Annotated in this window: 8 protein-coding genes; 1 reads left to right on the top strand and 7 read right to left on the bottom strand. The window is 66.3% G+C overall.

The genetic code is table 11. The annotated features are described in order from the left end of the window. Nucleotides 1–190: 190 nt before the first annotated feature. The 6 genes from ACSQ3P_RS24985 to ACSQ3P_RS24960 all read right to left on the bottom strand — a co-directional run bounded on the left by ACSQ3P_RS24985 (nt 191) and on the right by ACSQ3P_RS24960 (nt 8,544). Entirely contained in the window at nt 191–1,072 is an 882-nt protein-coding gene (locus ACSQ3P_RS24985) for an AraC family transcriptional regulator (protein WP_436168167.1), read from the bottom strand. 277 nt (nt 1,073–1,349) lie between these two features. Beyond that, nucleotides 1,350–4,724, bottom strand: coding sequence for a molybdopterin-dependent oxidoreductase (locus ACSQ3P_RS24980; protein WP_436168166.1), 3,375 nt, complete (start codon nt 4,722–4,724; stop codon nt 1,350–1,352). 125 nt (nt 4,725–4,849) lie between these two features. Continuing rightward, a complete protein-coding gene (locus ACSQ3P_RS24975) occupies nt 4,850–5,911 on the bottom strand; it encodes an ABC transporter ATP-binding protein (RefSeq protein WP_436168165.1) in 1,062 nt (353 codons plus the stop codon). 10 nt (nt 5,912–5,921) lie between these two features. Continuing rightward, nucleotides 5,922–6,746 carry an ABC transporter permease gene (locus ACSQ3P_RS24970; RefSeq protein ID WP_436168164.1) on the bottom strand — a complete coding sequence of 275 codons (825 nt, stop codon included), beginning with the start codon at nt 6,744–6,746 and terminating at the stop codon, nt 5,922–5,924. Nucleotides 6,747–6,748: 2 nt separating this feature from the next. Then, entirely contained in the window at nt 6,749–7,645 is an 897-nt protein-coding gene (locus ACSQ3P_RS24965) for an ABC transporter permease (RefSeq protein ID WP_436168163.1), read from the bottom strand. Then, entirely contained in the window at nt 7,642–8,544 is a 903-nt protein-coding gene (locus tag ACSQ3P_RS24960) for an ABC transporter substrate-binding protein (protein ID WP_436168162.1), read from the bottom strand. The genes ACSQ3P_RS24965 and ACSQ3P_RS24960 overlap by 4 nt, the downstream gene beginning before the upstream one ends. On the opposite strand from ACSQ3P_RS24960, the gene ACSQ3P_RS24955 reads away from it, so the two are divergent. Continuing rightward, nucleotides 8,491–9,594, top strand: a complete 1,104-nt coding sequence (locus tag ACSQ3P_RS24955) for a response regulator transcription factor (RefSeq protein ID WP_436168161.1) — start codon at nt 8,491–8,493, stop codon at nt 9,592–9,594. The genes ACSQ3P_RS24960 and ACSQ3P_RS24955 overlap by 54 nt on opposite strands. On the opposite strand, the gene ACSQ3P_RS24950 is transcribed toward ACSQ3P_RS24955, so the two are convergent. Further along, nucleotides 9,552–11,843 carry a response regulator gene (locus ACSQ3P_RS24950; protein WP_436168160.1) on the bottom strand — a complete coding sequence of 764 codons (2,292 nt, stop codon included), beginning with the start codon at nt 11,841–11,843 and terminating at the stop codon, nt 9,552–9,554. The genes ACSQ3P_RS24955 and ACSQ3P_RS24950 overlap by 43 nt on opposite strands. Between the last annotated feature and the right edge of the window lie 180 nt (nt 11,844–12,023).

Below are 12,023 nucleotides of genomic sequence, written 5' to 3'. Positions count from 1 at the left end.
TGCGAAGCCTGCTTCGGGCCTTCCGGCCACCCAGTCTCCAGTCGGCACAAGCTGTGTCTTGCGGTCAGGTTCCCGCAGCCCCGTCAGGTGGCCGCGAGAACCTGGTTCGGGCAAGCCTCGCTTACGTGCCAGCGCCGCGCTGCCCTGCTGCCTCCGCGCAGTTCGGGAGGGCTATTTCAGCTCGGGAGGGCTATTTCAGCGGCAGAAAAAGCTCCGCTACCGCCTCATGCTCCGGCACTTCCGGAAACAGGCTCAGCCGCTGGCAATAGATCGGGAAGTCGCGGGCTTCCTCGCCGCTGGCTGGGAGCCAATCGCGATACAGGTAGAGCGCGGCGGGCTCCAGATTATGGGTGTTGCCGACGACGCGCAGTACCGCGCAGCGTCCGCCTGGGATCTCGCCGGCCTTGATCGGCTCGCCATGCGCCTCGATCGGCCGGTCGGTCCCGGCACAAAGGTCGTTGCTGTAGTCGGCCGGAGACGCGGGCCGCCTTTCGGAACGCCAGACATTGAAGGTCGGGCTCGTGCTGGGATGCAGGCCAGCAGCCTTGCGCCAGGCGATGAAGCGCTGGATGGTGGCGCCCAGCGTCGCCGGATCGCCCCGATGCTCCATGATCGCCACCGGCGTTGTCGGCACATCGCGGATCGTCACGTCGTCAGCGGTAAAATTCGTCTGCATGAGCTTGCTCCTCGCATCGTCGAAAGGCCCGAAGGCCGCAAGCCACGGCTCCCAGTCGGGAGATTTCCGGAACGACGAAGGCGACTGGCCAAACCGTTGCCGAAAGGCGCGGGCGAAGGCATCAGGCGCATCGTAACCGGCATCCATCGCTATGTCGGTGACGCTTTGGGCGTCCCTGTAGGCCAGCCGGTATGAAGCGCGCTTCATGCGGGCAAGCTGGACATAGCGATGCACGGACACCCCGAAGGTGGAGATGAACTGCCGGTGGAAATGGTATTTCGAGAACGCCGCGACGCCGCTCAACACGTCCAGGCCGAGATCATCGTCGAGATGCCGGTCTATGTGGTCCAGCACCCGCTGCATCCGGGCATGGTAGTTTTCAAGCGCCGCCTTCATCGTCCCTTCCTCCGTGGCGCCGCCAGTTAGTCGCCGATGGCCGGAATCTGCTCGACCGATCTTGCGGTTTGAGGGGATCGACCGGAAACGCCCCGCGACCGCTTGCAGGCGGCAGCGGCATTCGCGAAATGACCGTGACAAGGCGCTAGCCGACCAGCGGTTTTCCACCGGCTTCGGCGGGACGCCATAGGCACGCTTGAAGGCGGTCGTAACGTAAACCCGGTCAGGCCGACACGCTGTCCTTATAGGCGTGCCCGGTCGAGGCAGCGAGCCGAGCTCAGAACGCTATTGTGAGAGCGGAGAGCGGAACGGCCTGGCAGGTCAGGCATTGATCGGGCTCGCCGTCGAAATCGACCATATGGGCGAAGCGCCCTTCGACGACACGAACCGAGCAGCTCTCGCATTGGCCGACCCGGCAGCCGCTCGGCAGCGACAGGCCAGCCATGAGCGCGGCATCGAGGATCGGGCCGGCGGCGGGCGTCCAGAGGAAGGATTCTCCGGTTCCCGCGATCGTCACGGTCTGCGATTCCAACTGCGTCGGCATCTCTCCCGGCGCGGAAAAAGCCTCGGTGAAGATGTCGAAGCGCGGCAGGCCGAGCTGCAGCAGCGCATCCGTCATCGCCGTGTTGAAGCCCGGCGAGCCGCAGAGATAGGCGAGCGGCCGCTGCGGGACGAGATCTGCAAGGCCGCTCAGGTCAAGCCGCCCCTCCCGGTCGAAGCGCTTCGCCAGCCGGTCCTCGTCACTTGGCTGCGAATAGGCCGTCACGCGGTGCAGCAGCTCCAACTCTTGCGCGAGTTCGTCGAGGCGCCCGGCAAGGTGATGCTCGGCGCCGCTGCGGCAGCCATGCAGGAGATGGATCTGGTGAGATGGCCTGGGCTTTGCTGCCGCCACCGCCTCGAGATAGCCGACGAAAGGCGTGATGCCGATCCCGCCCGCGATCAGAATGACAGGGCGCGTGCTGGTGACGGGCAGCGTGAAGACGCCGGCCGGCGCCTCGACCAGCAGCTCGTCGCCGACACGCAGATGCTGGAGGGCCTGCGAGAGCGAGGCGGCGCCTGTGGTCTGCGCATTGCGGCGTACCGCGATCGAGAGTTCGCCCGGGCGGCTCGCCTTGCCCGTCAGGGAATAGGCGCGCGCCAGCGGGGTGTCCGGCAGGCGGATGAGGACATGCTGGCCGGGTACGAAATCGGGCAGGCCGCGATCGTCGCATGGCGCCAGCGACACTGCGATGGCGTCGCTGCCCTCCGGCCGGGCCGAGGCAACCCTGAAGCGGCGCGCGCCGGTCCAGCGGCCCCGGTTCGCGGAGGGGTGGCGGCGGATGTCACATCCGACGGCGCGCAACGGCACCGATCCGCTGACGGGATCGCGCTGCGCATCTCCCAGGGCGGCGTTGATATTCGTCGTGTCGGAGCCGGTGATCGCACCGCCGCCAAGCCCCAGCGGCACGCATGCCTCCCACCAGCCGAATTCCGCCACGACCGTCCGGTCGTCGAGTGCCGTGTTGATGCGGACGCGCAAGGTCGCGCGGCCGATGCGCGTCTCGACCACGGCCCAGTCCCCCTGGGACAGCCCGCGGGCCTGCGCCAGCCCGGCACCGATCTCGACGGAAGGGTCGGGCGCCTTGCGCCGCAGCGAGGCGATATGGCGGTGCGAGCTGTGCACGAACCAGCCGCTCTTGGCGGTCGTCAGCAGCAACGGCAAAGGGCTCGCTTCGGCAGCCCCGTCACCGGTCGAGACGAAATCGGCAAGCGGGTCGTAGCCATGCGCGAGCATCAGCTCGGAATAGAGTTCGACGCGGCGGGTCGGGGTGGCGAAACCCTGTGCCCCGCCCTCCCCGCGATCGGCGAATTTGCGGTAGTGGAAGGGCTGGGGAAAGCGCTTGCCATCGGGCAAGGCGCGCAATTCGTCGACCGTAACGCCAAGCGGCGCGAGCTGGTGGTTCCAGCCGGCGACGATGTCTCCGCCAAAGAAGCTCTCAGTCAGGCCCATGCGCGTCGCCAGCGCCATGACGATCTCGTAATCGGCGCGGGATTGCGCGAAACGCGGCAGCATCTGGCGCCGCAACTGCACCGTCTCGACGGCTTCCTGCGTGATCTCGAAGCCGATGCGCAACGCCTCGCGCTCCCACGGCATGCTCACCGGCAAGACGATGTCGGCGCATTCGGCTGTCGGGTTCATGAACATGTCGGCGTGGACATGGAATTCGAGCGCCCGCAGCGCCGCGAGGTTGCGGCTCGTATCGGCTTGCGAGACGGCGAAATTCGTGCCGAAGCTCATCAGGGCGCGCACAGGATAGGGCTCCCCTTGAAGCACGGCGCGGCTGAAGTCGCGCGCGGTGATCCAGCCGCGTGCCGGCGGTCCCAGCGGCAATTCGTCGAGGCCGAGCGCCTTCTCCTTCTGCCCCTGCGGCAGCAGCGAGAGATCGTTGATCGCATTGGCTGGGGGCGGCACCGGCCAGATATTGCCGCCTTCGCGATCGCAGGAGCCCGTCAGCGCGAAGAGGGTGGCGATCGCCCTCTCGGTCATCGTCGCATTGCTGTGCTGGCCGACACCGGTCCAGCTGTAATAGGCGAGGCGCGGCGCGTCTTCGAGCAGGGCATGGAAGGCGGCGATCTCGGCCTCGGCGATCCAGGTCAGCTCCGCCACGCGGGAAAGCGTGTAGCCGCGCGCCCGTTCGGCAAGCAGGTGGAAGACGGTCGAGGCGTCGATCATGCGGCCGTCGAGCGCCTGCAGAGCGACCGCCGCGTCGAGCTGGATGCCCCCGCCATCGGGAAACGCCTGTTTGGTGTCATAGCAGGCCGGCTTGCCCGCATCGTCGAGGATAACGAAGCCATCCGGCGCGCCCGCGATGATCTCGGATGCGCGCAGGAAGCGGCCCGAGGCGCGATCGACCAGAAGCGGCGCATTCGTCCAGTCCTGCACGAAATCGGCGTCATAGCTGCGCGTCTCGATCAGATGGCGGATGGCGCCCATGGCAAGGGCGGCATCGGCGCCCGGCCGCATCCGCAGCCAAAGATCGGCCTGCTGGCCGGAGCCGTCCGGCTTGGGGTCGATGACGACGACCCTGGCGCCCCGGCTTCGCGCCTCGGCGACCCGGCTCGCCTGCGCCAGCCAGGTCCGGGCCGGGTTATGGCCCCAGAGCAGGATCACATCGGCGCGCTCATAGTGCGGAATGCCGAGGCCGCGGCCGAATGTCAGCGCATGCGCATAATCCTTGTGCCAGCCGCAGACCTCGACCGCATAGATCAGGTTGGGGCTGCCGAAACAGCGGATGAAGCGCTCGACCCAATCATAGCTATCGACGATCGGAGTGCCGCTGAAGGTCGTCATAGCGAAGGCGACGGCCTCCGCGCCCGATTCCGCGCGGATCGACAGCAGGCGCGCTGCGATCTCGTCGAGCGCTTCGTCCCAGCTGATCGGCGCCCATTGCGGCGTGCCTTCGCCTTTCTTGCCGATGCGGCGCAACGGTGTGGTCAGGCGCAGCGGGCTGTGGACCATTTCAGGCGCCGCGCGCCCCTTGGCGCACAGGGCCCCGCCCGTGGGGTGGCCGGGGCGAGGCTCGACCCCGACCATCCGGCCGTTCTCGACGAGGGTCACCGAGCCGCAGCGCGAGCGGCAAAGCGTGCAGTATCCGTCATGTCGCTCGGTCATCACGCGCCTCGAAGCGGTTTCGTCCCAGTACGCGTCTTGCGCGCGCATCCTCGTTCGGGCGCTGCGCTCGCCGCGCGCCCGTCATCCCTGCCGGTGCCTCCAAGTCTCAGAAGGCGCGCAAAGTCTCAGAAGGCGCGTGTCGCCGCCGCCGACCATGCCGCGACCACGCGGTCCCCAGGCCGGGGAAGCTCGCTCTGCGCGATATCCTGGTTCTGCTTATGGGCGATCAAGCGCTGGCCGGCATCGCTGCGGACGATGAATTCGGTCAGCGCGCCGCGATAGGAGACCGCCTCGACGGTCGCCGCCATCTGGTTATCCGCGAGGATCGCCACGGCGGGCCGGTGCAGGCTGATCCGTTCGGGGCGGATCGCGATGGTCGAGGCGCCGGCGCGACGCGCATCGGCCGTGATGGCCAGGGTTTCGCCATTGCTGGCGCGGAAGCGGTCCGGCGCGGCGAGGTCGCCTTCCATGAAATTCGCCAGACCGATGAACTCGGCGACGAAGCGGCTCGCAGGCGCCTCATAGATCTCGTGAGGCGTGCCGATCTGCTCGACCTTGCCGGCCGACATCACCACAATCCTGTCGGCCACGCTCATCGCTTCGTCCTGGTCATGCGTGACGAAGATGGTGGTGAGACCAAGCTTCGACTGGAGACGCCGCAGGTCGGTCCTGACCTCGTGTCTCAGCCTGGCGTCCAGCGCCGACAGAGGCTCGTCGAGGAGCAGGACTTCCGGCTGATAGACGATGGCGCGCGCCAGAGCGACGCGCTGCTGCTGGCCGCCGGAGAGCTGCTTGGGCAGCCTGTCCGCGAGATGATCGAGCTTGACCAGGGACAAGGCCTCGATGACGCGCGCTTGCGTCTCCTCGCGGCCGACCTTGCGCATCTCCAGCCCGAAGGCGACGTTCTGGGCGACGCTCATATGCGGGAAGAGCGCATAACCCTGGAAGACGAGGCCGGCGTCGCGCAGATAAGGCGGCAGGACCGTGACGTCGCGATCGCCGAAATGGATGCTGCCCTCGCTGGCGAAGGCGAGCCCCGCGATCATGCGCAGCGTCGTCGTCTTGCCGCAGCCGGAAGGGCCGAGGAAGGCGATGAACTCGCCCTGCGCGATCTCGAGCGAGACCTTGTCGACCGTGGTCAGGCTGCCATAGCGCTTGGTTAGGTCGCGAAGTGTGATCTTTGACATCGACGCTTTCTCAGAATGCGCGCGTGAGCTTGAAATAGCGGTCCGTGACCACGAGCCCGGCCGCGATGAGAACGATCTGGACGGTGGCAACGGCCGCGATCGTGGGATCGATGCTCCACTCCAGATAGTTCACGATGGCGATGGGCAGCGTGGTGGTGCCGGGGCCCACCAGGAACAGGGACTTCTCGAGGTCGACGAAGGAGACCACAAAGGAGAACAGCCCACCCGCCACGACACCTGGCCGGATGACCGGCCAGGTCACGCGCCAGAAGGCCTTGAGCGGCCGGGCTCCCATGGTGAGCGCCGCCTCTTCGAGCTGGCGGTCGGCTCCCAGCAGCGAGGCCGTGACGAGCCTGACCGTCCAAGGCAGAGCGATGAGGCTGTGGGCGATCGCCAGGCCCGAAAAGGTCATCGCGATCTGGACGCCGGTCACGACCTCGATCTCGATCAGGAACATGTAGAAGGCCGCGCCCGCGACGATGCCCGGCACGATCAACGGCGCGAGCAGCAAGGCCTGGATCGCCTCCCGCCCGGGAAAATCGCCCCGCGCCAGCACGACGGAGGCTGGAACGCCGACCAAGAGGCTGACCAGCGTCGCCACCATGCCCAGCTGCAGGCTGGTGACGAAGCCGTCGCGAAACCGGGTCATTTCCCAGGCGGCCAGATACCAATCGAGCGTGTAGCCGCTCGGCGGAAAGCCGATGATCTTGTTCTTGAAGAAGCTGACCCAGATGACCGCGACGAGCGGCGCCAGCACCGCCACGAAGGCGATGGCGGAGCCCAGGATCATGGCGGGACGAAAGCTGTCGAATCGTACCGAGCTGGCGCGCCGCATCGTCACACCATCCCGTAGCGCTTGCGCAGCGTGACGCTCGACAGCACGGTCAGCGCGAAGGTGACGCCCATCAGGATGAAGGCGAGGCTCGCCGCGAAAGGCCAGTTATAGACCTTGATGGCCTGCTCATAGACCTTCGGCGCCATCATCTGGAAGGACGGCCCTCCGATCAGGACAGGTGTCGCATAGGCGTTCACGGCCAGCACGAAGCAGAGCAGGCAGCCGGAGAAGATGCCGGGCATCGCCAGCGGCAGCAGCACGCGAAAGAACATCGACCAGGGCCGGGCGCCAAGGCTGAGCGCCGCCTCCTCGTAGATTTCGCCGATGCCCTCGAAGACGCTCTGCAGCGAGATGATCATGAAGGGCAGGAGCACTGCGATGAGGCCGATCACGACCGCGGTGCCCGTATAGAGAATGCGGACAGGCTCGACGATGATGCCGGTGTAAAGCAGCGCCGAATTGACCAGCCCGCGATCCGCCAGCAGCACCATCCAGCCGGCGGCGCGCACGGCATTGCCCATCAAGAGGGGAATGATCGTCGCCAGGATCAGCGCGGTCTTCAGGCCCGGACTCGTCAGGCGCGTCAGGATGTAGGCCGCAGGCAGGCCCAGCACCAGGCAGACCAGCGTGCAGGAGGCCGCGACCGTCAAGGTGCGCGCCAGAATCCACAGATAGAACGGATCGCCGAAGAAGCGCGTGTAGTTCTCCAGCGTCAGCCCCTCAGTGGCGACCTGGCCCGGATCGAACACCGCCAGGCTCGTCCGCCCCATCATGACGAGGGGCAGGACAAGGCCGGCCAGCACCAGGGCCAGGCTCGGGAGCAGGAGCCAGCCGGCACTGAACCGGCGGGCGGGGCGCGGCGAAAGGCTCGGCGCGGCAGTGTCCAAGGCCAGGGTCAAGCCTTGAACTCCTTGTTCCACCATTCGACCCATTTCGGATCGCTTTTCGCGGCATAGGGGTAATCGACGAAATTCAGCTTGGCGATTTGCTCGGGCGTGAGTTCGAGGCGCTTGCGCACATCAGGTGCAAGCTCGGCATTGCCGGTCACCACCGAATAGGAGGTCGCCTCCGCGATCGCGCCCATGGGCTTGGGCTGCAGCATCGCGTCGAGATATTTATAGGCGCCGTCGATATTGCGGGCGCGCTTGGGAATGCCGGCTCCGAACGAGACGAAGACCGCGCCTTCCCTCGGGTAGGACCAGCGGATCGGCAGGCCTTCGACCTCCCATTGCACCGCGCGGGCGCTGTAGTTGGCCGAGATCCAGATCTCCTCATCCTTGAAGGCGGCGGCGAGAGCCTGGTGCGAGGGGTAAAGCCGGGGCTGGACCGCCTTCTTCATATCGAGCAGCGCCGGGAAGGCCTTGCCGACATCGCCCATCGAGCCGCCATGGGAGAGCGCGGCGGCATAGATGTAGTTGAAGTAGATCTGGTCCATCAGCCCGACGCGGCCGGCATATTTCGGGTTCCACAGATCGGTGAAGCTTGTCGGAGGCTCGGGGATCTTGGCGGGATTGTAGAGGATCACCACGCCGCCATAGATGCAGGGCACGAGATAGGGCAGCCGGAACTTCTCGTTGACGCTGCCAAGGCTGGGGATGCGCGCGACGTCGAGCGTCTCGAGCGCGCCCTGGGCGTTCATTTCGTAGGCGTCGGCGTCGCTGAGCCAGGTCACGTCGACAGTGCCGCGCGGCAGACGGCGCTCGGCGAGGAGCTTGGCCTTGCGCTCAGGCACCGGGGCGAGGTCATGGACGATGCGCAGCGGCGAGGCACCGAAGGCCGGGGCTTCAAACCCCTTCACGATGCGTTCGTTCCAGTCGCCGCCCCAGTTCGAGACGACCAGATCGCCGCTCTGCGCCCGCGAGGGCGTGGGCAGCATTGTGCCCAGGGCGGCGGCCGCCCCAAGCCCAAGAAGGCGCCGACGGTCGAGGCCGTCCGCCGCAAGATGATGATCCGACACGGTTATTCCCCTTGCTTGGGGCCGCTGCCGGCGACCCGCCATTCCTTCACCCTTCGGGGTGTGAACCTGCAAGCTAACCGCGGCGCGCTTCACGAATGCGTTGTAATTGCTTCACGATTGTTTCAGCCTTGCGGCGCCCAAAACAGGAGGCTTCCGATCAAGCGACTGCTGCTCATCGAGGATGACGACACTTTCGGCATTCTTCTCGCCGCCTATTTCAAGACGGCGAATTACCTCACCGAGAGAGTGGGCTCGGCGGAGGCTGGGCTGAGGCGGCTGGATCGCGAGAGCTGGGACGCCGTCATCATCGATCTCAACCTGCCTGACGAGGACGGCATCGTGCTGACGCGCATGGTGCGGGCGCGGTCGTCTATCCCGATCGTCGTGGTCACGGGGCGCCATGGCGCGGAAGACCGGCTGCTGGCGCTGGAAATCGGCGCGGATGACTTCATCACCAAGCCGTTCGAGCCGCGCGAGCTCGTGCTGCGTCTCAACAACATCCTGCGCCGCGGCGAGCGGCAGGACAAAAATCCCGCCAAACGCCTGAGTTGCGCCGGTGGGGAGCTCGATCTGGTGGGCCGCACCCTGCTCAACGGCGCCGGCGACCGGATCGATCTGAGCGCGATCGAATTCGCGATGCTGACCGTGCTGGCGCGAAGCCCGGATCGCGTTCTGACGCGCGCCCAGATGATCGATGCCGTAACCAGTGGCGATGCACCGGAAACCGAGCGCGCCATCGACATCAGGATTTCGCGGTTGCGCAGAAAGCTGGCCGAGGCCGGGCTCGACGCCGCCTTGCTGAAGACGGTCCGGGGCTATGGCTACAAGCTCGAAACCACACCGCGGCTTCAGGTCAAAAGCACTGGGCGTTCATCGAGACGCGACGCATAGTCCACCATCCGTGCGATCGCGTCGGTAAGGCAGTCGATCAGAAGCCGGCTCTGGCGTTGCAATAGGACGCCGTCCGCGTCCGCGATGGGGTGCAGGGTTCTGTCCGACAGCTCGTGGAAGCCGAAAAGGCCGGCGGCGGCATGCACCTTGTGCATCAGCTTTCCGAGTTCGCCCTCATCGCCCGAGGGTTGCGCCAGCGCCTCGGCAGCCTGCCGGAAGGTCGCGGTGCCCGCGACGACGATCGCCTGGACATTCTCCGGCCCGATATCGCCGACCATGCGGTCGAGGCGGGAGGTGTCGAAATCGCCGAGGCTGTCCGCCCGCTCGGAAAAGCGCAGACGATCCTTCGGCTGCAGCACGCCGATACCCCGCGCGAAATCACGCGTTGCCGTCAGCGTCTCCGCCAATTGCTCCAGGGCGACAGGCTTCTCGACGAAGCCGGTGAAGCCTGCTGCGAAATAGGTCTCGATGTCGGCGGGCAGCACGTTTCCGGTCATGGCGATGATGGCTGGCCGGCCCTCTCGCGGCCGCGCATTGACGATCCACCGGGCGACATCGATGCCGGACATGTCCTGCATCGAGATGTCGAGAAGGACGGCGTCATAGGAACGCTGCTCCAAGGCGGCGATGCCCGCACGGCCGTCGAGCGCGGTCGTCACCCTGTGACCGAGCCTTTTCAGCAGCGCCTCGGCGACGATCAGGTTGATCTGCTCGTCATCGACGACCAGGACATCGAGCGGCGGGCCGCCGGCGCGGATGATGGCGTGTGAAGCGACTGGCGTCTCCGGCTGGTGCATTTCGCCGAGGTTGGCGAGGGGGACATCGACCCAAGCCCGCGTCCCGCGATGGCGGCCGGGCGCCAGCCCCAGCTGCGCGCCGATGGCCTCCGCCAACTCCTCGCTGATCGCCAATCCCAATCCAAGGCCTTCGATTCCCGAGGCGACATGGTCCTTGTGCCTGCCATAGGGCGCGAAGGGGCGTCGCGAGCGATCCTTGTCGATGCCGGGACCGGAATCGGTGATGGTGACGCGCAGCACCGGGCCGCCGCGGGCATTGTGGCGGATGGATGCCCGCAGCGAGATCGCGCCCGACGAGGTGTATTTGAACGCATTGCTCAGCAGATTGAAGAATATCTGCCGCAGGCGCCGGGGATCCGACCAGATCGGCATCAATGAGTCGGGGCTGATGCGGGCATGGAAGGTCAGGCCCTTCTGCTTCGCCATGGACCGCGCAAGGCCGGCGATCTCCTGAAGCAGGGGATGACTTTCGACGATCTCGCACTGGATGGCGACGCGGCCCGAGGTGATGCTTGCGATGTCGAGGATGTCGTTCAGGACATCGCGCATCGCGCGGGATGCACCGACAAGGTTCTGGATCATCGCCTGGTGCCGCTTCGGCATCGTCTCCTCGGCCAGGAGTTGCGCGATGCCGTAGATCACGTTCAGCGGATTGCGCAATTCATGGCCGACCTTGGTGATGAACTGGGTGCGCATCGCGATCTCCGCCTCGGCCCTGGCGCGGGCGGCCCTGAGATCGCGCTCGCGCGCCTTGAGCACAGTGATGTCGGCTCGGATGCTGGTCGTGCCGCCAGAGGGGGTGCGCCTTTCGCTGACCTGGATCCAGCGCCCATCGGCAAGCTGCTGCTCGAAGAAGCCGATACCCGTCCTGTGGAAGGAGATGCGACGCTCGACCCAGTTGTCCTCGTCATCACTGATCTTGAAGACGCCCCGGCGCACGCTTTCGCGCACCAGATCCGGGAAATAGAGCCCTGGCTTCATGAGATCGGCGACCGCCGGGTAAAGGCGCTTGTACTGCGCATTGCAGATCAGCATCCGATCGTCCGCATCATAGAGCACGAAGGCTTCCGGCAGGGCTTCCATGCCTTCGATCAAGGCGCGGCTCAATGCATCGGATCGGCCATCGCGGGCGAGCTGATCGGGGAATGCCGCACCCGCCGCTTCGAGCGGGCCGATCGACCGGCCAAACACCGCGGCGCCGTCGAGCGCGAGAAAGGCAGGACCGGCGGCGATATGGCCGGCAAAGGCCGAGTTGTCCCGGGCTGCGGACTGCGCGAGCTGGCTGAGTGTCGAAATCGTCCGATCATGGAGCCGGACCTGCGCATCGCCCTTGCGGAGCCGCGACGCATCCGCGGCCCTCTTCAGGGATGCTGGTACAGCCCATGTGATCTCATTTGCACGCCCGGACCAGTGCCAGAGCAACGCATCGCCTGAGACAGCTTCATCAACCATGGAGCGCCATATGCCCGTTTCAAAGAAGGCCGGCACCGAGGTTGGCCAATTCGGCACCCGCGCAAAAGCACTTTTTGCGAATCGGCCTCGAAGGCCGGGCTCGGCATGAAGGAAACCCAATAGGGCTCCAGCGCCTCGCGGCCCAGATCATCGAGGGGCCGATCGCCATGCCTCTCCCCA

The sequence above is a fragment of the Allobosea sp. LjRoot9 genome (assembly GCF_964252745.1).
Classification (GTDB): Bacteria; Pseudomonadota; Alphaproteobacteria; order Rhizobiales; family Beijerinckiaceae; genus Allobosea.
Note: the sequence above shows the minus strand (reverse complement) of the source record. Positions and strands in the feature narration are given on the sequence as shown.